The organism is Psychrobacter sp. DAB_AL62B (genome assembly GCF_028895345.1).
In the GTDB taxonomy this organism is placed as follows: Bacteria; Pseudomonadota; Gammaproteobacteria; order Pseudomonadales; family Moraxellaceae; genus Psychrobacter.
The window spans coordinates 23868-47916 of sequence record NZ_SAXC01000004.1 but is presented as its reverse complement, the minus strand read 5'-3'; the positions used below and the strand labels follow the sequence as shown (position 1 = coordinate 47916).

The following is a 24049-nucleotide window of genomic DNA, read 5'->3' as shown; positions in this document are numbered from 1 at the left end:
CTCATTTATTAACACAAGTGCTTAGCCAGCAGTCTCATTATAAATCGCGGGGGCAATCAGACGAAAGCAGGTCTTTTTATAGTCAGGAACGTAAAGTAACCGTGCATGATTGGCCTCACAAAATGCTTGGGATAAATACAATCCCAAACCGGTACCGGCCTTATCCGTGGTAAAAAATGGATTAAACAAATGGATTAAATCATCAGTACCAACGCCCATACCCTCATCTAAGACATCAATTATAACATCGTTATCTGCACAATAAATTTCGATTTCCACAAAGGCATGAGGGTGGGCGTAGCTACTGTAACGTAAGCCGTTATTAATCAAGTTAATTAATACCTGCTCTAATTGATGAGTATCAAATGAGATAGTAGACTGCGTATTGATGTGTAAAAAAACATCATGACCTTGAAAGTAATTGTGCAAAAATATCGGCATCCAATCAGCAAGTACAATGCTTTGCTGGTTGGCAGTCTGCTGGCGAGACAGTTTTAAAACATCCTCAATAATGCGATTAACCCGTTTGGTTTGCGAAAATATCATTTTATAAAGTTCGTGGTTATTAGCTGTTTCACTATTTAAATGGTCGCTATTTATATGGGCTAGTGTGGTGCCAGCTCGCGTCTCACTTTCGACGACATCTTCTATTAATAATTGGCTTGCTTGGGAAATCGCCGCTAAAGGGTTTCTTATTTCATGGGCGATACTGGCGGTCAGTTGTCCAAGCGAAGCCAGTTTTAACTGTTGAGCGCTGGCTTGTTCGCGGCGTAAATCTTCTAATATGATCAACTTACTGTCATCTTTTAGATGGATAATCTCGACACGCAGCTTGCCGATGACAGAAGCATTGGCGACGGCTGGCAATTCATAAACGAAAGTACGTGATTGTCCTGCAGCTATGGATAAACAGGCGTCAAATAGTTGCAGGTGTTGTTCGTTAAGCTGCTGCTGAAAGTCGGATAACGGCTTATGGTTTTTTGTGCTTAGGGAGTTTTTGTGTATATTGCTTGCGTTAATAATAGCGGTGTCTGTTGATGCTAGCGATGAATTATTTGGAATACTAAGTAATTGATAGGCAGCAAGGTTTGCTAATACAACGTGTTGGCTATCAATTACGATAACACCATTAGCCATTTGAGTAATCACTTCTTGGTTAATCACGTTCAGTCGTTCGACTTCTTTGACATGGGTAGCGGCTACTTTTTCAAGCTGTACCAAGCGCTGCGAGATTGACCAACTTAAGCCTCCGACTGCCAAAAAGCTGGCTGACATGAGTAAGGCGTTCCCTAAATTTGCCAAACTCATGCTATTAGCGATGGCATAAAAAAACTGCTGGTAGATAACGAAAATAATAGCAAGTAAGGTAATAATCAGCGCTTGCGAACCATGTAATAACATGAAGCTTGCGGCTACCACCACCATATACAACATCGTCAGCTGCAAATCAGGCGCGCCAGCGGTATAAAGCAGTAAGCTTAGGATAATGACATCTAGCGCCAGCCCAAAAGCCAACTGTCGGCGCATATGTTTGCCAACGGTATAAAATAATCCCAGCAAGATTAAGCTCAGTAAAACGTAAAAACTGAGCACGGTTTGCTGCAAAAAACTTGGCAATGATGGGCTGCCATCAGCGCGAACCGTAATATACACCATCAGCATAAAAAATAAGCTGACGATAAAGCGATAACTGCTATAAATGAGCCCCAGTTTACGTAGCTGCGGCACAGGCAGGATATCATCTTGCTCTATATAGTCAGTAATAACAGTGATAAGATTCGAGGCAGATTTGACAGGATTCATGGGTTGATAACTAATGTTCTTGATAAAAGAGGTTCTTGACAATTAGGGTTGAATGAGGCCATGGCGAATCGCCAAATGAGTCAATTTCACATCACTATCGACATTCACTTTTTCATAAATACGGTAACGATAGGTATTGATGGTTTTTACACTCACAAACAACTGATCGGCGATTTGTTGGGGACTTTGACAGTTGACCACCATCATCGCTACCTGCTTTTCACGATCGCTTAATAAGTCAAAAGGTGAGTTGGCATTATCAGACAATAGAACATCAGCCAACTGTTCAGCCACATCTTGGCTAAAATAACGCCCACCTTGATAGATTTTTTTGACGGCTCGTATCATCTCATCAAGCGGTGTGCCTTTAGTAATATAACCATTGACGCCCGCTTTGATGAGCATTGAGGGATAAGGCTGAGCTGACATACTACTGACCGCCAAGATTTTAATGCCCATATCAAGCTGAATCAAGCGTTTGGTTGCTTCAAGACCACCAATATTAGGCATATTAACATCCAGTAATATCACATCAGGACGCAGCTGTTTGGCCAATTTTATCGCCATATCGCCGCTGTCTGCTTCGCCGACGACTTCGATATCGGCACTGTCGGCCAACATACGGCTGATACCCATCCGCACCAAATCATGGTCATCTACTACTAATACTCGAATCATCGTTATACTCTTTTTTATCTGTCAGAATAAAGGGTGCACTATTAAATTTAAGCCACCTAAACCAGTCTAAATAATTAGCATAAGTTTATACATTCACAAAAACATCAATATTAAGCGTTATATTTTAATATTGAATACGTAATTGAGAGGTTTACAGCTCAAATGTAATGCTATATTGCGCCAATGTTAATTAGTATTGCTGTAATATAAAGTAAATGTAGTAAAGTTTGAATGTGGCTAGAAAATCACATCTAATTGATTTAGTAGATTAAACTTAAATGCAAACCATGATACACTAAAAATACAAAAACTCTATGTGAGTATCTACAAACACATCCATAAACGCTACGTACGTTGTTGCCGTTAGTCAGTATGTAACTCATTTACTGACTAATAGCATCGCGGCGGCAGGAGGCATAATGAAGCAACTACCATTAACCAAACAGCAATTAATCGCTGCTATGATTTCATTGAGTTTGGGCAGTGTTGCACAAGCCGCACTTACAATTAATGGTAGCTCTACCTCTGAGTCTAGTGCTCGTATGAGTTGGGGCGGTGCCGACAGCTTGTCCGAAGCGCGTAGTATCATGTCCAAGTCTAGTAATAGCTCTACGATTAAAAAAGTAGATAATGGCAATGGCACGACCAACATTACCAATAGTTTTGGTAGCAGTAATAACAGTTATAATAATACCAATAGCTATAACACCACTTATCGCGGTAGTTTTGGCAGTAGCAACATGATCCCGATCAGCACCGATTCGCGCAGTGTGGCGGTAATCGATGCAGAAACTGGCGAATCTATCTATGAAAAAGATGCTGATATAGCCCGTCCTATGGCCAGTATTACCAAAGTCATGACGGCTATGGTAGTGTTGGATGCTGGTTTAGATATGCGTGAAGAAATCACGCTTGATCCAGAAGATTTTGTCGGTCCTAAGCGTGCTAGCTCAAACCTCAAGTCGGGTGATCGTCTAAATCGTGCTGAGATGCTATTGATGGCATTAATGAAGTCAGAAAATCCAGCAGCAAAAAGCCTTTCTCGCAACTATCCAGGTGGCGATAAGGCCTTTATGCGTGCCATGAATCGCAAAGCTCAAGATTTGGGTATGAGCACGGCGTTCTTCGGTGATGCTACTGGTCTTGATAAGCGTAATGTTGCTTCATCAAATGACTTGGTTAAAATGGTTCGTGCGGCTGGTAACTATGACGTGATTCGTCGTTTTTCGACTACCAAAAGCTATGATTTTTATGTCTCTAACTACTCAAGTGGCAACCGTACTTATAAAGCCAATAACACCAGCAGTCTAGTCCGCGATGGCAGCTATCCGATTGGTATCTCAAAAACAGGCTTTATCAATGAAGCTGGTCGTTGCGTGGTAATGGAAACGCGTGTGAATAACCGCCCAGCGATTATCGTTATTTTGGGCGCCAATAGCTCAGCAACACGTTGGGGCGATGCCAAAAATATTTTGAACAGTTTGGCGACTCGTCGTAGCGTATAAGACTTATCATTACGTAAATCTGCATCGCTAAAAGACATTAATAAAAGAGGCTGTTATTCGATATAACAGCCTTTTTCTTATGTCAAAAACCGTATTGATATTAAGGACCGTTAAATGATTCAGCCACCAGTTTCTACCGTTTCTCATGCCATACCTAAGTTATATCTACTCACTAATGACGATGAATTTACGATTTTATATCGTAAATTAGAAGCTGCATTAGCAACGGGGCTGATTGCGCTATTACAAATACGTCGCAAGCATATATTGGCATTGCCTGATGGTGAGTCGACTCTATACGCAGAAGCGCTGAAAATAGTTAATTTAGCCAAAGTATACAAGGTAGCGGTCGTTATAAATGATGATATCAGTTTGGCGGCAAAGCTTGGTGTCGGTGTGCATCTAGGGCAGCAGGATGGTGATATTAGTGATGCCAAACAGTGTTTAGCACCGAATCAGATGATCGGTCGCACTTGCCATGGCGATATAGAGCTGGTTAAAGAAGCAAAAAATGATGGGGTAAGTTACGCAGCCATGGGTGCGGTATTTGCTTCGGCTACCAAACCTAATGCAAATGTCATCTCACGTCAGCAGCTCATAGAAGGCTGTCAGCAAGGAATAGAGATATGCGTGATCGGGGGTTTAACGGCAGAAAATATTACCGAGCTGGCAGGTTTGCCCATTACTTATGTGGCGGTAGTCGGTGATATTATGGATTTACCCGTGCATCAAATTGCTGCGCGTTGTCAGCAATGGCAGCAGGCGCTTAATACATGGAATGCGCCTACTTTATGAGGGTCAGCTTAAAACGAGAGCTAGCTTAAAGATAGCGATGATGGGCTATTCTGCATGTTCCATGCATAAGGTAGCATAGGGCAGTGCTTGTAAGCGTTGTGCTTCGATTGCCTCGCCGCATACCTCACATTCACCATAATGACCAGTTTCGATACGGTTTAACGCATTTTCGACGTAGATTAAACTTTGGCGTGCCTCGACCATTAGATTTTTGCGCATGTCGTTTTGACGATAAGCAATCGCTTGGTCTTCCCAGTGTTCATTGAGGTCGTCTTGAGGGTTTTGGATATGGTCTTCGATTTTATCAATTCGAGTCTCATACTCTTCTCTTAGTTTTAATAATTCTTGTTTGGCCGCTTTGAAGTCGATACTCATTATATTCTCCTAGTAAGTTGTTTTTATTGTTGGATTTATTGATTATAAACAGCGTCTCTATCATAAACGGCAGACTCTTTGAGTACCACCACGAAATGTTAATGCTCGTTTTGTTACGTCTAAGTATATTCTTTTCCGGTGAGCAAAATTTATAGCAGGTTCTTTATGAGCGCCAGTTAGAAAGCTGCTAGAATACACCGCCTTAAATTCTTGCTGGGTCAGTGTTATAAAAATAACCAGCAAGATGAATCGACTAAATAAGTTTAATAAAAATCATTCAGTAATATTTAACAAACAGCCACATTGTAGATTAACAATAGATGATGCATAGGAGCAGGTAATGAATTTTTTGCGTATGAGCGAGCTGAGTTTGACCGATAAATTGGTGTTGATTCGTGAAGATCTTAATGTGCCTATTAAAGAAGGTAAAATCACCAGTGACGCTCGCTTACAAGCAAGCTTACCAACGATTAAAATGGCGCTTGAGAAAGGGGCCGCGGTGATTGTTTGCTCACACCTAGGTCGCCCAACGGAGGGAACTCCTGAGGCAATATATTCGCTAGCGCCCGTCGCTGATTATTTAAGTGATAAATTGGCAGCGCAACTATCAAAACCAGTGACGCTCAATTGTGATTACCTGACTCAAGGTGTCTCCATCAAAGCGGGCGAAGTCGTACTGCTAGAAAACGTGCGCTTTAATGAAGGTGAAAAGAAAAATGATGCGGCTTTAGCGCAAAAATATGCGGATTTGTGCGATATATTTGTGATGGATGCTTTTGGTACTGCCCATCGTGCGCAAGCATCAACTGAAGGCGTTACCCAAGCTATGCACCAAGCTGGAAAAACTGCCTGTGCTGGACCTTTATTGGCAGCCGAGCTTGATGCATTGAGTTTGGCGCTTGAAACACCAGCGCAGCCGATGCTGGCTATTGTCGGTGGCTCAAAAGTCTCTACCAAACTAGAAGTTTTGCATAGTTTGGCTGAGCTCTGCTCGCAGATTATCGTGGGTGGCGGGATTGCCAATACTTTTTTGGCGGCACAAGGTCATAGCGTTGGTGCCTCATTATACGAAGCAGACTTAGTGGATACGGCTCGTGAAATCATGGGGAAAACCGAGATCTTATTGCCTGAATATGTCGTCGTTGCCAATAAAAATGATATTGATTTTGCCGATTTTACGGGCTCATTACAAAAGGCTGCGGCCACTATCAAATCTGTCGATGCAATCGGCGATGATGACATGATATTAGATATCGCCCCAGCAAGTGCTGAAAAACTGGCTAATGCCATTATCAATGCAAAAACCATATTATGGAATGGTCCAGTAGGTGTGTTTGAAGTCGATGCTTTTGGTCATGGTACTAAAATAGTGGCGGATGCTGTCAAAAGCAGCCAAGGTTTCTCGATTGCTGGTGGCGGCGATACGCTTGCTGCGATTGATAAATATCAAGTGGCTGATGGGGTTAGCTATATGTCAACCGGTGGTGGCGCATTCTTAGAGTTTGTAGAAGGTAAAGTATTACCGGCGGTTGCTGCTCTACAAATCAATGACTAATGCCTTAACAATAGTAAGCATATGAGTAACATTAGGCGTACAACTCAGCCTCAACATCTAAGGTAAGCTGTAGCGATAATATTTTGGCTACTATTCTTATCTTACTGTTTTAAGTACGATAAGCATGAATGGTTATTGATTATTGTTAAGTGGTAATTATTTGTTTCTATACTGAAAATTGTTATTGCATGTCTAATTTGCACTCTATAAAATAGCGCAAACCATGTGTTTGACATGCTTTATTTATGAGGGATTTATTATGTTAAAACGTCATTTATTACTTGCTAGCGTTCTTGCTGGTACTTTTGCAATCACTGCATGTAGCCAAGAAACACAAGATAAAACTGCCGCTGCAGCCGACTCTGCTGGTGAAGATGCTGCTGCCAACACGGAAGAAGCCGCTGCGAAAACTGAAGCTGCTGCTGCTGAAGCGGAAGTTGCTGCTCAAGAAGCTGGTGCTAATGCTGCAGACAATGCTGAAACCGCTGGTGCTAATGCTGCAAACGCGCTAGAAAATACTGGTGAAGCGGTTGTGGTAGGCGCAAATGAAGCCGTTGCCAATACTGCTGAAGTGGTTGCCGATGGCGCAACGGCTGTCGCGGATAAAGCCAGTGAAAACGCAGTAGAAGCAGAGCAACAATACTAAGAAAAATAAAGCTAACTCTATTAATATAGAATTAATGGGTAAATCATTAGCTTATTAGTTGCTTTACAAGCCCTAAAAAAATGGAAAAAGCTTTGGTGATTGCCAAGGCTTTTTTTATTGATAAAAATAATCGGTAGCCTTTATAAAAAGTAAGTTATTACTGGTAGCAAACGAGATCGATAGCCTAATTATGCAAACAAGCTAGAAAAACCAAGCAGGCAAACAAATAGTCGGCTAAGCGCTACGAAGCGGCGGTAATTTTTGCTATAATCACGGCGTAATAATGACGAGCAAAAAACAGTGCTTTTTGCTGGCTTATAATGGAATATCTATTACAAAGCTGGGTTGCAGAGTAAGTATTGCAGCGTCGTATTGTTAAAAATGATTTCTTAATATCATCTTCAAAATACTATTTTTAAAACATAACCAGAGAGCGTTTTATGGCCTTAATATCGTTACGTCAACTTTTGGATCATGCTGCTGAACACGGCTATGGTGTTCCTGCTTATAATGTCAATAATTTAGAGCAGATGCGTGCCATCATGATAGCGGCTGACGCCTGTGACTCTCCTGTGATCGTACAAGCCAGTGCCGGCGCGCGTAGTTATGCAGGCTCGGCATTTTTGCGTCACTTGATTATTGCTGCTATTGAAGAGTGGCCACATATTCCAGTCGTGATGCACCAAGATCACGGTATGTCACCTGCTATTTGTCAGCGCTCAATTCAGCTTGGCTTTTCATCAGTGATGATGGACGGCTCGCTTGGTGAAGACGGCAAAACGCCAATGGATTATGATTACAACGCCAGCGTCACGCGTGAAGTGGTCAAAATGGCTCATGCTTGCGGTGTTTCAGTAGAAGGCGAGATTGGTTGCTTGGGCAGTCTTGAGACTGGTATGGCAGGCGAAGAGGATGGTTCTGGCGCAGAAGGGGTGCTAGATCATGAGCAGCTATTGACCAGCGCTGACGAAGCCGAGCAGTTCGTTAAAGACACTAACGTTGATGCGCTTGCCATTGCCATTGGTACCAGTCACGGTGCTTATAAATTTACCCGTCCACCGACAGGCGATATTTTATCGATTGAGCGTGTAAAAGAGATTCATGCTCGTATTCCTAATACGCATCTGGTCATGCATGGCTCATCATCAGTGCCGCAAGAGTGGTTAAAAATTATCAATGAAAATGGTGGTAATATTGGCGAAACTTATGGTGTGCCCGTTGAGCAAATCGTTGAAGCGATTAAGCATGGCGTCCGTAAAGTAAATATCGATACTGATTTACGTTTGGCATCAACAGGCGCTATCCGTAAATTCCTTGCAGAAAATCCTAGCGAGTTTGATCCACGTAAATATTTCAAAGCATCAATGGTAGCAATGTCAGATATCTGTACCAATCGTTTTGAAGCTTTTGGCTCTGCTGGTCAAGCGCATAAGATTCGCCCTATTAGCCTCGAAGGTATGGTCGATTTTTATCAGTAAGCTTGACTGATAAAAGACAGCACTCAATAACGAGATGGCAGCTCATTTCATTTTTTATAATAGCGCTTATGAGAGGTAGTGGATTATGATTGGATTGATTACTGGACAGGTGCAGTATTTGATGGCACCAACTGCCTGTGTCATGACCACATCTGGCGTCGGCTATGATATTGAGCTGCCACTGCCATCATTTTGCCAGTTGCAACTGAATCAGCAAGCAAGTATCTGGACGCACTTTCATGTTCGTGAAGATGCACAGCTGCTGTTTGGTTTCATCGATCGTAAAGAGCGTGATGTTTTTCGCCAATTGATTAAAATTAATGGTGTTGGTGCCAAAATGGCATTGGCAATGCTGTCTGCAATGTCAGCCGCTGAGCTAAAAATGCACGTTGAGCAAGACTCGGAAACGGCACTCATGCGCATTCCTGGTATTGGTAAAAAGACGGCTCAGCGTTTATTAATTGAGCTAAAAGATAAGCTTAAAAATATCGAAGTTGATGACAGTAATTTAGAGTTTATCTCTCAATCAGCGCCAGTTTCTCACGAGGGCAGTATTATTGCTGAGGTGGAAGGCGCTCTAGTGAGCTTGGGCTACAAAGAAAAAGAAGCTCAGCAAGCTATTAAGGCGGCGAAGGGTAATGGCGAGACGTTTGCAGATACGCAAAGCTTATTAAAAGCCACATTGCAGCAGTTTCAGAGTTTTAAGTAGCGGTGCTTTTACGTGAATAATGATTATTAAAAATAAGCGACATTAAGTGTCGCTTATTTTCGTTTTGGCGCGTACTTTATGATGTTTTGCATGACTTATGCGTAGCGTTTAGTTATGCTATTTATTACCCAGTCTTTTAAAAATAATGATTTAAATATAATGATAAAACCTATGATGCAAGATCGTTTGATTAATCCGCTAGAAGGAGCAGCTGATGCTCCTGATGCCAATATTCGACCAGCATTATTGGCTGAATATATCGGTCAGCCAGTGGTACGTGAGCAGATGGAAGTTTTTATTGCCGCGGCACGTGCGCGTGATGAAGCGTTGGATCATACGCTAATCTTTGGTCCGCCAGGCTTGGGCAAAACAACCCTTGCCAATATTATTGCTCGTGAGATGGGTGGTAATCTACGCTCAACGTCAGGGCCTGTATTAGAGCGTGCAGGCGACTTAGCGGCCATGCTAACCAATTTAGAAGCTGGTGATGTGTTATTTATCGATGAGATTCACCGTTTAAGTCCTGTTATTGAAGAAATCCTTTATCCAGCGATGGAGGATTTTCAGCTGGATATTATGATTGGTGAAGGTCCAGCAGCACGCTCTATTAAGCTTGATTTGCCACCATTTACGCTAGTTGCAGCAACCACGCGAGCAGGATTATTAACGTCACCTTTACGCGATCGCTTTGGTATCGTACAGCGGCTTGAGTTCTATAACATTGCTGATTTGACGACGATTGTGAGCCGTGCAGCTCGGCTGATGCGGGTGCCGATGAGTGAGGACGGTGCGGTTGAGATTGCTCGCCGTGCTCGTGGTACGCCACGAATTGCCAACCGCTTACTACGCCGTGTGCGTGATTATGCTCAAGTCAGAGGCGATGGCAGTATCAATGGTGCGATTGCGGGTAGCGCGCTCGATATGCTAGCAGTTGATAGACGCGGCCTTGATCATTTAGATAGGCGTTATATCGAGATATTACACGAGCGTTTTGACGGTGGTCCTGCTGGGGTTGAAGCAGTGGCCGCGGCGATGGCTGAGGATCGTGGAACGTTAGAAGACGTCATTGAGCCTTATCTTATCCAGCAAGGCTATGTGCTACGGACCGCACGCGGACGAGTATTGACACAGATGGCGATTGATCAGATGGTATAGTATTAAAATCAGAAATATCAAATCATAAATCATAAGCCCAAAAGTGTACTTGCATTTAATTCTCTAATTAAACGCAGGTAAACTTTTTTTGTTAATTATTATATGGCTACGATTTTATAGGTTACGATTTTATAGGTAAAGGCTGAGGCCATATTTTACCGGGATTTAAGATGTTTTTAGGGTCAAGTGCTGCCTTAATAGCCTGCATCATCGCGATGGCATTGCCATGCTCTTGATCCATATATTTTTGTTTGCCTTGCCCGATTCCATGCTCGCCGGTACAGGTACCATCCATCGCAATCGCGCGCATAGCAAGACGATCGATAATACCGTCCGCAGTAGCCACCTCTACTGGATCATCAGTATTAACCAATAATAAAACATGAAAATTGCCATCACCAACATGACCGACGATAGGTCCAATCATACCGGACGCTTCGATATCTTTTGCCGTCGCACTGACGCATTCCGCTAAGCGTGAAATGGGTACACAGGCATCAGTCGATAAGGCGCTTGCTTCAGGGCGTAGGGCGGAGCTGGCGTGATAAGCATTATGACGCGCTTGCCAGAGACGTTTACGCTCGGCTTCATTGGTATCCCAAACAAAATCGGTGCCACCAAACTCTTCAATGATATCGGTAAACATCTGCGCTTGTTCGCGAACGCCAGCTTCTGTGCCATGGAACTCCACAAATAACGTCGGCGTTTCAAGTAGATTAAGATTGGCATATTGATTACAAGCTTTGATTTGCATGGCGTCCAGTAGCTCAATACGTGCAATAGGCAAGCACATTTGAATGGTGAGCATGACTGCTTGACAAGCATCCTCAATGGTTGGGAAATGACAAATGCCGCTGCCAATACACTCGCTAATACCAAATAATTTGAGCGTGACTTCGGTAACGATACCGAGCGTACCCTCTGAGCCTATCATTAGCCGCGTTAAATCATAACCGGCAGCAGATTTTTTGGCACGTGTGCCTGTTCGAACAATCTCTCCACTTGCTGTGACGACTTCAAGCGCGAGCACCACATCTTTCATAGTGCCATAACGTACTGCGTTAGTCCCTGAAGCGCGAGTAGCAACCATACCGCCGATACTGGCGTTGGCACCAGGATCTATCGGAAAAAATAACCCCGTATCACGTAAATAATGGTTCAATTGCTCACGTGTGACGCCAGGTTGTACGGTCACTGTCAGATCTTCGTTATGCACCTGTAATATCGCATCCATCGCATGCATATCGATACACAATCCGCCATAAGGAGCATTCAATTGACCTTCTAAAGAAGAGCCAATACCAAAGGCAATCACCGGCATCTGGTATTGATTGCAAATCTCTACGGCCGCTGCTACCTCGTGTTTATCCTGTACGGTTAGTACCGCATCAGGCGGCTGATTGGCTAACCAAGTCATCGTGTGGCCATGCTGCTCGCGTACCGTAGCAGTAGTACTGAGCTGTTTACCGAAGCGAGTTTGTAGGACCGCAATAGCAGCACTATGATCTGGTTTAACAGTGTTTTCAAGGTGAGAAGCGGGTAAAGATGACATGGTCGATTCCTACATATAAAGCGGGTTCTAAACTGAATGGACGAGACATAAAATAAAGCTAAGCGCTAGCTACCTTTATATTTTTTCAAAGGATAATTAAAGTTAGTGAGCGCTTGTTTAACGAACGTTTGAATTGATGATTATTAATAGCATTTAGCATTTAGCATTCAGCGGTCTAGGCTAAGATACGCCAAACGACGACTAAAATAGCCAATAGATAAAAGACAGGTGCAAACCAACCGACTTGTGTCGCAATCGCAATGAAAATAGCGAAACCCGACAGCGCCAACCAATCGCGGCGACGGTCGTTGAGCATATCGGAACGAATCTGCTGTATTTCACGCAGTTGACTGTCTTGGCGTGACCCTTGTGAGGCGAGACTTTGCAGTCCTTGGTCTAGCAGCTTAGGGATATCAGTCGTCGACAGTAATATCTCTGGCAATTGCTGGCGTAGCTGTTGTAAATTACGCATCGGATCTAATTGCTCTTTAATCCAGCTGCTTAAAATTGGCTTAGCAAGTGACCAAATATCAAGATCAGGATATAAGTCGCGACCGAGTCCTTCGACATGTACCAAGGTTTTAAGAAGTAGCATTAATTGCGGTGGAATGCTCATATGATGGCGGCGGGCGATATCCAAAATTTGCATCAAAACGCCAGCAAAATCGATATCGTTAATGGATTTTTGCAACATCGGACCGACAGTGCGGCTCATGTCACGCATCAACGCATGTTTATCGGCACTTGGCGGTATCCAGCCAGCTCGGCTGACGATATCAACCATCGCGGTAAAGTTATTATTCATCACCGCCAATAGCATCCGCGCTACGATGAGCTGATCGTCCTTTGATAAGGTGCCCATGATGGCGCAATCAAGACCGATATAGCGTGGCTCATGACCCAAATCAATCGCAGCCATATTTGCATGGATAGTTTTAACGGGTGGTGTCTCTACAAAGACGTTACCCGGATGCATATCAGCATGAAAGAAGTTATCACGAAATACTTGGGTGAAAAATATGGTTAAGCCTTTTTCTGCTAGTGCGGCTCGGTCATAGCCCAGCTGATCAAATACTTCAACTTGCGAGATAGGGACGCCTTGAATACGCTCCATGACCATAACGTTTTTAGCAGCGTCATAAACTTCAGGTACATACATCAATGCAGAACCTAAGAAGTTGTTGCGCATTTGGGTGGTATTGTCTGCTTCAAGGGTCAAATCTAACTCATTGAGCATCACTTGCCGATAGTCTTCGACAATATCGATGATATGTATGGCACGCGCCGCTTCAATACGAGCCGATGCCCAATCAGCCAATTCACGCAGTAGCTCAAAGTCTGCAATAATGGTAGTCCGAATGTCAGGACGAACCACTTTGACTACCACTTCACGCCCGTCATGCAGGGCGGCGGTATGTACTTGGGCGATAGAAGCTGCTGCTAAAGGTTTTACATCAAAGCGCGCAAATAAAGTACCAATAGATTGACCGAGACCGTGTTTAGAGTCTTGGATTTGAGCAATGGCGATATCAGAGTCAAAAGATTTAACTTTATCTTGCAGCTGTACCAGCTGCTCAATAATCTCAGGCGGTACTAAGTCACGACGCGTAGAGAGTAATTGCCCAAGCTTTAAAAAAAGCGTACCCATATCTTCAAGGGCATATTTAATCGCATTGGGCTGGTGCTTTTTACCCCAAGCTGCTGGATGCATACGGATTAAACGCGCTAAAGGTTGTAGCTGCGGTGCCTCTTCAACAGACAGGTGCGTGTCAATACGATACGTGGCGGCAATACGCCAAAGCTCAAGTAAACGGGCGCGATGAGATAATAGCATGAGGTATAAGTACTCTAGATAAAGTCGAAAATAGGGTAGGCGCTGTGATTGTTTATACTGCGATTATGTATGCTGCAAAAAAACCATCACAGCAGCACTGTCTTACTTTTAAAGTAAGTCGTTATAGATTAAGCCACTATAGATAATGTGTGATTAATAACACTTTTATCTATGGTTGGTTAAACGCGCCTGCTCGTCTTTGATAGCTGCCAGTCTGGCTTCTTCACGTTCGACATCGGCCCGTAGCTTTAATAGTTGCTGCTTAAGGTCATTCATCTCTGCTGTCTGCATAGGGTCAGAGTCAACATTACCCGCCACATCATTGGCCCAATCGCTGACATCGTTAAAAGCGCGTTTGGCACTATGCCGCCAGCCACTTTTGAGCTGTGATATGAGCAGATGCAATTGACTGGCCATCGGCTTACCAATAAATGGTTCAAGTTGTCCAGCCACATCGGGATCAAAACCTGCTACCAGTTGTTTAAGCTGCATCAGTACTTTGTAATCACCAGCGATAGGCAGGTTACCGTCAGTGCCGCGCATTAGGTTGAGCAGTTGAGCTGGATTATCAACGGTGATGACACAGTCTGGACTACTGTGGCCAATTCGTGCTTTATCCATATTGGCTTTTTGACGCTCATTAGTATGATCGTTGCTTTTAGAAGCGTTTTTAAAATTGCTTTCAAAAACGCTTTCGGTCGTTACCGGCTCAAAACGCAAACGCTCATCAGTAAATAGCACATCCAAACTCACATCCGGTGCACCCATATTTAGTCGTAATACTTTGCCAGCAAGCGGTGCAAGACCAGCTTTGGTAATTTCATCGCTAGTAATAGCGATATTAATCAGCTTTTCGGCACCAGCCAAAAGTAAGACAGTCAGCATAAGGCTCTCACATATTTAGTTGAGCGCCTTAAAAAAAGCGCATCGTTTATCGGGGTCAATTGTTACGACTGATGAGTATTAGCAATTTTTATCGTCACGATTTTTATCATGAAAATTTTCATCGTTAAGCTTTTTTATTGCTACGACTTTTTATTGCTACGCTTTAAAGCCGCGATGTACGGCGACGATACCAGCGGTCAGGTTATGATAATCACAATTTTCAAAGCCCGCTTGTTGCATCATTTGTTTTAGCGTCTGCTGATCAGGGTGCATACGAATCGACTCAGCCAAATACTTATAGCTCTCAGCATCATTGGCAATCAGCTTGCCCATAATCGGCAAGGCAGTAAATGAATATAAGTCATAGGCTTTAGATAATGGCTCAAATACTGGTTTTGAGAATTCCAAAATCAATAGACGACCGCCCGGCTTAAGTACACGATACATGGCTTTTAAAGCAGCATCTTTGTCCGTGACATTACGCAAACCAAAACTAATGGTGACCAAATCAAAGCTTTCATCGTCAAAGGGCGCTAAAGTTTCAGCATTGGCCAATACGAAATCGACATTGTTACAACCGGCATTGATGAGGCGCTCACGACCGACTTCTAGCATCGCCGCATTGATGTCTGATAATACAACGTGACCGTTTTTGCCCACTTCACGGCTAAAGACTTTCGCCAAATCACCGGTACCGCCAGCGATATCAAGCACATGCTGACCGGCACGAACGCCCGATAAGCTAATTGCATAACGCTTCCACAGACGATGGATACCAAATGACATTAAGTCATTCATGATGTCGTATTTTTTGGCGACTGAGGTAAAAACATCAGCGACACGTGCTTGCTTCTCTGCTTTATTGACGGTCTTATAACCAAAATGCGTTTCTTCATTGCCATCAGTATCAGCCGTATGTGGGTTATTGATATCATCACGCTGATTAAAGACCGTTTGTTTGGCTGTTTGTGCGTTGGTTTGTGCTGAGGCGTTCGAAGCGTTATTTAGATTGGCATTTGCTGTACTGGTATTTGGCATAGTCGTTTGTTGGCCTTGCGGCGTTCCTGTTGGTAAATCTTGAACTTGCGTGAAGTCATTATTGTTAACACTGTCACTGCTGTTTTGCGCATTGGCTTGTAGCAATGGATTTGTGCCAGTATTTTGACGTGCTTTTACTTGAGCGGTGATATCTTGATTATGAGCGATGCTATCACTGACCAATTTATCCTGTAAGTGACCGTTGGTAGTAGTATTGACATTCGCATTAGGTTTTTGATCAGTCATTGCATTGTCCTATTATTGGTTTTTATGCTTGTTTTTTGGCCATGATTATTCATATAAAGTGTGCCGTTAGCCACTTATACGATAAATCCTATCATACACCAAACGTTGCTGGCTTACCGCCATTATCCGTGGCATGAACTTCATCAATAATTTGTAGCTCACGCTCACAAAACGGTTCGATAAAGCTGCTCACACTACTGAGTGGTTTCATCGCTTTAAAGCCTGCATCAATAAAGTCGTAAAGCGGTTGATAACCATGACGATAAGCTGCACCTTTTGCTATTGCAAAGGCTTTTTTTAGCATAAATGAGTTGAGATGCTTATCGGTGCGATAACAGACTTCTTTAAGATTATTAATTTGGACTCGGCGCTCATTGGCTTCATCGACAGCGCGGTAAGCGGTGAGCATATTTTCTTCATTGACCGGTAGGTCTTGAGCAAGTAACCATTGAGCCAAATGTAAATCGAGCTCAATCGCCAAGATAGAGGCTTGAATACCCATGCTTCCTGCTTCTAAAGCCGACTCTTTAGCAAGGCGTTCAAGTTTTTTGGCCTTAGGAAGAATACGACCCAATTGTTCTGCTAATATTTTGAATTCATCACCACCGTAGAGCTGGGTCAAAAAGTAATCTGCCATCGGTTTGTTTTTTGGTTGTTCAAATAGCGCGCTATGCGTCTGCTTGATACGTGCTTGTTGCCATGATTGTACCTCTTTGAGCTTGGTGTTTAATGCGGCATCGTTATGATGTGGCAGCGCCCAAAAACGGTTTAAATGCTGTTGTAGATTGGCTAAAGCAGACATGGCAGGTAATCCTATAAAAGTAGAAATATTCATCAAATTGATAATAAATAAGTTAAGTGGTTTTGAGTTTTTATGCTTATGGGTAGCTATTAAAACATGCTCGCAAGATTTTGTTCACCTTAAAAGAAAATAAAGCAGAATACAAATGCCAAACTGTTACATAGCGCTCTTATCTAGTTCTGTTACTTCGTCCTGTTATCTTGCTCTGTTACATAGCCGCGTTATTTACTGAATGGACTCAGTGCTATGATTAAGTGACTTCGTTATTTTAACCTCATTATTTAATAACGCTATAGCGAGCACAGATATGAGCAAAAAAAATCATACGACTGAAGCAGACGCGCCACAAGCAGTGAGCGCCCCCTTTAGTAAAGAAGTCGTTGAGCAGCGCTTAACACCCAATCCTTTAAGTCAGTTTTTTATGGATAAGGATGCGCTTCGACTGGCATTGGTCACCGCCCAGTTCGCCCTACGAGCGACGCGTCAACAAACACCGCCAACCACCAATAAACCAATGGGGCTATTGGTACTGGTCAATGGTATGGAGCAGGCAGGCAAGGGAACCGCGGTCACGCAGCTACGGCAGTGGGTAGATCCGCGTCTACTTAAGGTTGAGGCGATCATCGGTGATTGCCCATTAGATCATCAGCCGATTTGGCAAGCGCATACTAAAGCCATGCCGCGCTACGGTGATGTGATGGTTTATTTTGGCAACTGGTATGCCGATTTGCTATATAACGTGATGCGTATGGCACATTCAGATAGCAAAAATAATGAGAAATTGATAAAAAATAAAAAGTGTGCCGATGCTGATATAGATACGAATATAAATACTAAGGCGTTACCCATTGGTAAGTGGCAAGATTATTTGCAGCAACAGCTGATTGAGCTGCAAGCCTTTGAGCAAGATCTTGCTGCGAATCATACTAAGCTGCTGAAGTGCTGGTTTCATGTAGATATCGAAACCTTGCAGGCAAGGCTAAACGATGATGAGACAGACCCACGTTTTTTGTATCAGATTGATTGGCATAGCGCGGCAGTAGTGACGCAGTTTAATGAGGTAGCAGCTACCTTATTACGCCAGCAAGGTGATTGGACCATTATTGATGGTGCTGATAAATCAAAAGCCGCCATGCATTTTTGTCATGAAGCCTTACATGCTATGCAAATGGCATTGGCGAGCAGTGAAGCAGAAAGCAGTGAAGCAGAAAGCAGTGAAGTAGAGAAAAATCATAGTGATCAACCAAAGTTTGAGCCTGTTAAGTTTGAGAATGTAAAGCCACCTAAATTATTGACGGAAATAGCCGATTCATATATAGATAAATCAGACTATCATCAACAACTTGAAGCCAAGCAAGTAAAGCTCGCTGAATTACTCCGCGCGCGTAAGGGCCGTCATGTGGTGTTTGCTTTTGAAGGTATGGATGCCGCTGGCAAGGGCGGCGCTATTAAAAGGCTGGTGGCACCGCTCGATCCACGTGAATATCAAATTTATAATATTAGCGCGCCCATGCTGTATGAGCTACAGCATCCTTATTTATGGCGCTTTTGGACCAAACTCCCAAACGAGCAAACAGACCGTATCAGTCGTATCGCTATCTTTGATCGTACGTGGTATGGACGTGTATTGGTTGAACGTATTGAGGGCTTTGCCACTGATGAGGAGTGGCAGCGCGCTTACGATGAAATCAATCGTTTTGAGGCAGACTTGGCAGCGTCAGGTACCTTGGTTATCAAATACTGGCTGGCTATCGATAAACAAGAGCAACTCAAACGTTTTGAAGCGCGTGAAGAGACACCGCATAAACAGTTTAAATTAACGGACGATGATTGGCGTAATCGTGAGAACTGGTCAGATTACGTACAATCTGCTGCTGATATGCTGGCACGTACCGATACCAAAAGTGCGCCTTGGTGTGTTATTGCGACTAACGACAAGCGTCAAGCGCGTCTGGACGTTTTAGACCATGCGATTGAGCAGCTCTCAGCGGTACTCTCTACTCGCTAAGGCTCTGATATTTACTGCGCTCGCTCATGCCCATAGTAGTTGTGGACTAGTTGTAAAGCGGATATCGAGGCTGATTAATGATTAAAATATAACAACGCTCTTTGACTAAATGAGCAAATTTTTCAAACCACAGATGTACAGTTACAAATCTTGTAATATCATCATGCATTATGCGTCTATATTTAATATAATAGGCGCGTAATGAGCGCTGCTATCTATTAAAATAGCTTGGTCGCTTGACTGTTTATTCTTTAATATCAATTTATCTTTTAATATCAATGTTTTTTTCATGACAATCAAATTTACCACAACAACACTATCACTATAAATACCTAAGCCGCAAGATGCTCTAATCGGACGATTTGGCAATATCCCTTGCGGCTTTATAGTATTTTGCATGATGGGTTTTTATCTTATGTTTTTGTCGTGTTCAAACCAAAGCATGGTCAAACCAAAGTGTGTTTTAAGCAACCTATAAAATCGCCAAGGTAATGTATTAATAGCGTATTTAAAAAAAGCAATTCAAAACCGTATAATAAAGAACCACGTTGCGCGCACGCTATCATAGTTTTGGATGGTAAAAAACATTCCATCATCCATTAATAGCATCGCAATGTCATCAATCGCATATAATTTCAATCAGCTTACGCAGGACGTATCGACGTATGGGTATTAGCAGCAGCTCTACAGGATCAACGAAAGCAGTCGGTTCTATGAGAATTAATCTATTTTTTGGTGTTTTACTTATTGCGATGACCGGCTACTTTTTGTGGTGGGGTCTAGATTACACCATGCATCAGCAGACGACGCTATTTATTGTCGCCACTGCTTTTGGTGTCTTTATGGCATTCAATATTGGTGGTAATGATGTCGCCAACTCCTTTGGTACCTCAGTGGGTGCAGGGACGTTAACGATCCCTCAAGCGCTCGGTATAGCAGCGATATTTGAAGTGTCGGGCGCCGTGCTGGCAGGCGGTGAAGTGACCGACACCATTCGCAGCGGCATTGTCGATTTAGATGGTCTATCGGTAACACCCAACCAGTTCATTTATGTCATGCTTTCAGCTTTGATTGCTGCCGCATTTTGGCTGTTGTTTGCCACTAAAAAAGGCCTGCCGGTTTCGACCACTCATGCCATTATCGGCGGCGTGGTTGGTAGCTCCATTGTATTAGGTATCACTTTAGGTGGTACTGAAATGGCGTTATCTACAGTGAATTGGGGCACGATTGGCACTATCGCTATCTCTTGGGTGATATCACCGCTACTAGGCGGCATATTTTCTTATCTTTTATATGGACAGATTAAGAAAAACATCATTGAGTATAATGATAAAACAGAGGCGCATATTGCGACTCTTAAAGACAATAAAAAGACGCTAAAACACAATCATAAAGAGTATTTGGACGGTCTGACAGAATCAGAACAACTGGCTTATACTTCAGCGATGTTACGTGATCAAGAAATTTATAAAGATGATGATTGCGTCGTTGAAGATTTAGAGACCGATTATTACAAAGAGCTTTATGAGATTGAGAACGAGCGCAGCAACCTTGATACCTTAAAAGCACTTAAAAAATGGGTACCTATTATTGCGGCTGCAGGCGGTGCGGTCATGGCCTCTTTGGTCATTTTTAAAGGTCTGAAGAACGTCAATAATGGTATGACGACGCTGCAAGGCTTTTTAATCATGGGGATGATATCGGCGCTAGTGTGGCTTGCGACCTTTATTTATACCAAAAGTATCCGTGGCAAGCATAAAGAAGACTTGACCAAAGCCACGTTTATTATGTTTAGCTGGATGCAAGTATTTACCGCGTCAGCTTTTGCCTTTAGTCATGGCTCAAACGATATTGCCAATGCTGTTGGTCCTTTTGCAGCGATTATGGATGTTATCCGTACCAATAGTATTGCCACAGAAGCCGCAGTACCTCCAGCAGTGATGCTAACTTTTGGTGTTGCTCTTATCGTTGGTCTTTGGTTCATCGGTAAAGAAGTGATTCAAACAGTGGGTACGAACTTAGCAAAAATGCATCCCGCTTCTGGTTTCTCAGCTGAATTGGCTGCCGCTGCTGTGGTCATGGGCGCTTCAACCATGGGTCTACCAGTATCGAGTACGCATACGTTAGTAGGAGCAGTACTTGGCATTGGTATCGTCAATAGAGATACCAACTGGGCGCTGATGAAGCCTATCGGTTTAGCATGGATTATTACACTTCCTGCGGCAGCCGCGATGTCTGCAATCAGTTATATCGTATTGATAAATATCTTTTAAAACTAAAACTTATAGTATTTTAAGTTTCAGTTGCTTATAAAAACGTCAGATATAAAAAACGCTTATCGATATCATATCGGTAAGCGTTTTTTTATAAACAGTAATGTATGTAAAAGTTAAATCAATCGGTACCAAATTGCTTACGCTTTTTAGCAAAGAAGCGGTCTAAGCGATCCATGGCGTCTTCTAAGTCGTGTAAGTTGGGTAAAAACACCAAGCGGAAATGGTCGTGTTTGTCCCAGTTAAACCCTGTTCCTTGTACCATCAATACGTTTTCTTCCAACAATAAATCCATCATAAACTGCATGTCATTTTCGATAGGGTAAATCTCAGGATCCATCTTTGGGAAGCAGTAAAACGCCCCTTGTGGCATGGTGCAAGAAATACCTTTAATCGCATTAAGGCGGGTAACTGCCAACTCGCGCTGCTTGTATAAACGACCTTTTGTAGAGGTTAAATCCTTCATACTTTGATAGCCGCCCATGGCTGTCTGAATCGCATATTGCCCTTGGACGTTAGAGCACAGACGCATAGAGGCGAGCATATCCAAACCTTCGATAAAATCAGTGGCATGTTCTTTGCGACCTGAAACCATCATCCAACCTGCGCGAAAGCCTGCGATGCGATGCGACTTTGACAGACCATTATATGACAAGACCAGCACTTCATCGGTCAAGGTGCTCATCGGCGTATGTTCCATATCATCATAAAGAATACGGTCATAAATCTCATCAGCCATAATAATTAAATTATGCTCTTTTGCGACCTCGATGATTTGCAGTAGCACTTCATCACTATAAAGTGAGCCGGTTGGATTATTGGGGTTAATAACCACAATGCCCTTAGTTTTGCTAGTGATTTTGGATTTGATGTCTTCAATATCAGGATGCCAGTTGTCTTCTTCATTACAGCGATAATGTACCGCTGTACCGCCTGCTAGATTGGCAGCTGCCGTCCAAAGTGGATAATCTGGCATTGGGACCAGCACTTCATCGCCATCGTTCATCAGCGCCTGCATGGTCATGACAATGAGTTCAGAAACGCCATTACCTAGATACACATCACGGACATCAACCGCTGATAGCAGTCCCTTTGATTGGTAGTATTGCAGGACGGCTTTACGCGCTGAAAAAATCCCTTGCGAATCTGAATAGCCCGTTGCTTCTGGCAGATTCATCGCCACATCACGCAAAATCTCATGCGGCGCTTCTAAACCAAAAGGGGCAGGGTTGCCAATATTAAGCTTGAGGATACGTTTGCCTTCAGCTTCCATTTTATTGGCAGTTTGCAAGAGAGGACCACGAATGTCGTAGCAGACGTTTTGTAATTTATCGGATTTTTTTATGGCATTCATAGAGTGACCACTCATAAGATTGTTTGATGAATTTGTGCGGGGAGTAGAGGAGATTGTTTGTTGATGTTGACTGTCGCCGCTATTTTGCTCGCCTGAGGCAACGTCTTCATTGGTATTGTCAGACTGCATAAGATTGCTTGAATCTACATCGTTATTGATGTCACTTTGAAGCTCACCACGCAATAGATAGCCTTCGCTACAGCCTAAGATACGCGCTAGTGTAGGTAACTTGGATGACACAATGCCATTCGTTCCACGTTCCCAATTAGAGATAGCGCCGCGACTGACCTTTGCGCCAGCGGCAGTCATCGCTTGTGCTAATTGCTCGGCAGTCATCCCTTTGTCACGGCGTAGCTGTACCAGTCGTTCAGCTTGTGTATCCTTGCTCTTATCATCAGCTATCATCATGTAAGCCTTTTTTATGCAATGAGTTTGTAATAAATAGCGTATTAAAGAAAAAATATCAAAGTGATAAATTTTTAATTCATACCTAATGCAAGATATTATTGCATAACTAATTTTAATGCAAGTTTTTTAATGATTTATAATAACTGTTAATGCAAGAATATCTTGCATTAAAGTTGATGTTTCTTAAAATTACATCTTTACTCATCGATGATTCAAGATAATTTGTTATATTTTACCTATCGCTACTGTTTTAAGCCCGTATGCTATCAATTGATATGGTTGGCGTTCTTGTAATGAATGTCTTGAATAATAAAGCACCAACCAACAGATAAAGCCCATCGTTTTTATAAAAATAAGACGATAAATCACTGGTAGCAAATGATTCACAGTAGATTAGACTATAAATCATTCAATAAGGATAGGTTATGCAAGACAATCAACTGAGCAAAGAAGAAATCAGCCAACTGACAGAAGCTGATTGGAAAGAGCGCCTGAGTGCTGACGAGTATCATGTGATGCGCGAGAAGGGCACAGAGCGTCCACATACTGGTGTTTATAACGACCTCAATGATAAAGGGATATATAACTGTAAAGGTTGTGGCGCAAAATTATTCGATTCAAGCAGCAAGTTTGATGCTAGTTGCGGCTGGCCAAGTTTCGATCAAGGTATCGATAGTAGTGCTATCGATGAACATATCGATGACTCATTGGGTATGCGCCGTACGGAAGTCACTTGTAGCAACTGCGGTGCGCATTTAGGTCATGTGTTCCCTGATGGTCCACGTGAGACGACTGGCATGCGCTATTGCATCAACTCAGTGTCTATTGATTTAGATAAAACTGAAGAATAGCTCAAAAAATAGCGAGTTTGTCGTTAAGATAAAGTTAGAAAATAATAGGGGATCGTATAGTGTTCCCCTATTACTCATTAAATTAATTAAAAATACTGT

The 24049-nt window shown here is 42.9% G+C and carries 20 protein-coding genes; 10 read left to right on the top strand and 10 right to left on the bottom strand.

All coding sequences use genetic code 11. The features are described 5' to 3' along the window. Nucleotides 1-21: 21 nt before the first annotated feature. Together EPB74_RS07420 and EPB74_RS07415 are read right to left on the bottom strand one after the other, a co-directional pair. Nucleotides 22-1803 carry a sensor histidine kinase gene (locus EPB74_RS07420; protein ID WP_274903617.1) on the bottom strand — a complete coding sequence of 594 codons (1782 nt, stop codon included), beginning with the start codon at nt 1801-1803 and terminating at the stop codon, nt 22-24. Nucleotides 1804-1845: 42 nt separating this feature from the next. After that, nucleotides 1846-2481: a response regulator gene (locus EPB74_RS07415; protein WP_011279989.1), complete on the bottom strand. Its 636-nt coding sequence runs from the start codon at nt 2479-2481 to the stop codon at nt 1846-1848. A 419-nt stretch (nt 2482-2900) separates the two neighbouring features. Between EPB74_RS07415 and EPB74_RS07410 the strand changes: the two genes are divergently transcribed. Next, nucleotides 2901-3986, top strand: coding sequence for a serine hydrolase (locus EPB74_RS07410; RefSeq protein ID WP_079691159.1), 1086 nt, complete (start codon nt 2901-2903; stop codon nt 3984-3986). 114 nt (nt 3987-4100) lie between these two features. Next, on the top strand, nt 4101-4781 hold the full coding sequence (locus EPB74_RS07405) for a thiamine phosphate synthase (RefSeq protein WP_274903614.1): 681 nt from the start codon (nt 4101-4103) through the stop codon (nt 4779-4781). 45 nt (nt 4782-4826) lie between these two features. Here the strand turns inward: EPB74_RS07405 and EPB74_RS07400 are convergent, their stop codons facing one another. Next, complete coding sequence (locus EPB74_RS07400; protein ID WP_274903612.1) at nt 4827-5156, bottom strand: TraR/DksA family transcriptional regulator; 330 nt, start codon at nt 5154-5156, stop codon at nt 4827-4829. A gap of 340 nt (nt 5157-5496) precedes the next feature. Between EPB74_RS07400 and EPB74_RS07395 the strand changes: the two genes are divergently transcribed. The 5 genes from EPB74_RS07395 (at nt 5497) to ruvB (ending at nt 10699) form a co-directional block, all read left to right on the top strand. After that, entirely contained in the window at nt 5497-6711 is a 1215-nt protein-coding gene (locus tag EPB74_RS07395; protein ID WP_274903611.1) for a phosphoglycerate kinase, read from the top strand. Nucleotides 6712-6970: 259 nt separating this feature from the next. Then, entirely contained in the window at nt 6971-7357 is a 387-nt protein-coding gene (locus tag EPB74_RS07390; RefSeq protein WP_079691163.1) for a hypothetical protein, read from the top strand. Between the two features lie 440 nt (nt 7358-7797). Further along, nucleotides 7798-8835, top strand: coding sequence for a class II fructose-bisphosphate aldolase (gene fba / locus EPB74_RS07385; RefSeq protein WP_079691164.1), 1038 nt, complete (start codon nt 7798-7800; stop codon nt 8833-8835). 85 nt (nt 8836-8920) lie between these two features. Continuing rightward, nucleotides 8921-9544 (top strand): Holliday junction branch migration protein RuvA, encoded by a 624-nt coding sequence (gene ruvA / locus EPB74_RS07380; protein WP_274903610.1) that lies wholly within the window; start codon nt 8921-8923, stop codon nt 9542-9544. 174 nt (nt 9545-9718) lie between these two features. After that, nucleotides 9719-10699, top strand: coding sequence for a Holliday junction branch migration DNA helicase RuvB (gene ruvB, locus EPB74_RS07375; RefSeq protein ID WP_079693028.1), 981 nt, complete (start codon nt 9719-9721; stop codon nt 10697-10699). A gap of 121 nt (nt 10700-10820) precedes the next feature. On the opposite strand, the gene EPB74_RS07370 is transcribed toward ruvB, so the two are convergent. The 5 genes from EPB74_RS07370 to EPB74_RS07350 all read right to left on the bottom strand — a co-directional run bounded on the left by EPB74_RS07370 (nt 10821) and on the right by EPB74_RS07350 (nt 17056). After that, nucleotides 10821-12251, bottom strand: a complete 1431-nt coding sequence (locus EPB74_RS07370) for an FAD-binding oxidoreductase (protein ID WP_274903609.1) — start codon at nt 12249-12251, stop codon at nt 10821-10823. Nucleotides 12252-12426: 175 nt separating this feature from the next. Next, a complete protein-coding gene (locus EPB74_RS07365) occupies nt 12427-14085 on the bottom strand; it encodes an ABC1 kinase family protein (protein ID WP_274903608.1) in 1659 nt (552 codons plus the stop codon). Between the two features lie 165 nt (nt 14086-14250). Next, a complete protein-coding gene (locus EPB74_RS07360; RefSeq protein ID WP_274903607.1) occupies nt 14251-14970 on the bottom strand; it encodes a ubiquinone biosynthesis accessory factor UbiJ in 720 nt (239 codons plus the stop codon). 156 nt (nt 14971-15126) lie between these two features. After that, nucleotides 15127-16254 (bottom strand): bifunctional demethylmenaquinone methyltransferase/2-methoxy-6-polyprenyl-1,4-benzoquinol methylase UbiE, encoded by a 1128-nt coding sequence (gene ubiE / locus EPB74_RS07355; RefSeq protein WP_446740029.1) that lies wholly within the window; start codon nt 16252-16254, stop codon nt 15127-15129. Between the two features lie 91 nt (nt 16255-16345). Next, a complete protein-coding gene (locus EPB74_RS07350; RefSeq protein ID WP_079691170.1) occupies nt 16346-17056 on the bottom strand; it encodes an FFLEELY motif protein in 711 nt (236 codons plus the stop codon). A 307-nt stretch (nt 17057-17363) separates the two neighbouring features. On the opposite strand from EPB74_RS07350, the gene EPB74_RS07345 reads away from it, so the two are divergent. After that, entirely contained in the window at nt 17364-19064 is a 1701-nt protein-coding gene (locus EPB74_RS07345) for an ATPase (RefSeq protein WP_274903606.1), read from the top strand. 168 nt (nt 19065-19232) lie between these two features. On the opposite strand, the gene EPB74_RS07340 is transcribed toward EPB74_RS07345, so the two are convergent. After that, nucleotides 19233-19463 carry a hypothetical protein gene (locus tag EPB74_RS07340; RefSeq protein ID WP_079691172.1) on the bottom strand — a complete coding sequence of 77 codons (231 nt, stop codon included), beginning with the start codon at nt 19461-19463 and terminating at the stop codon, nt 19233-19235. Between the two features lie 266 nt (nt 19464-19729). Here EPB74_RS07340 and EPB74_RS07335 point away from each other — a divergent pair, with 266 nt between their 5' ends. Then, the gene (locus EPB74_RS07335; protein WP_274903604.1) at nt 19730-21337 is read left to right on the top strand and encodes an inorganic phosphate transporter; all 1608 of its coding nucleotides are present in this window, start codon (nt 19730-19732) and stop codon (nt 21335-21337) included. 121 nt (nt 21338-21458) lie between these two features. Here EPB74_RS07335 and EPB74_RS07330 read toward each other — a convergent pair whose 3' ends face one another. Continuing rightward, entirely contained in the window at nt 21459-23096 is a 1638-nt protein-coding gene (locus tag EPB74_RS07330) for an aminotransferase class I/II-fold pyridoxal phosphate-dependent enzyme (RefSeq protein WP_274903603.1), read from the bottom strand. Nucleotides 23097-23524: 428 nt separating this feature from the next. Here EPB74_RS07330 and msrB point away from each other — a divergent pair, with 428 nt between their 5' ends. Further along, nucleotides 23525-23950 carry a peptide-methionine (R)-S-oxide reductase MsrB gene (msrB, locus tag EPB74_RS07325; RefSeq protein ID WP_274903602.1) on the top strand — a complete coding sequence of 142 codons (426 nt, stop codon included), beginning with the start codon at nt 23525-23527 and terminating at the stop codon, nt 23948-23950. The last annotated feature ends 99 nt before the right edge of the window (nt 23951-24049 follow it).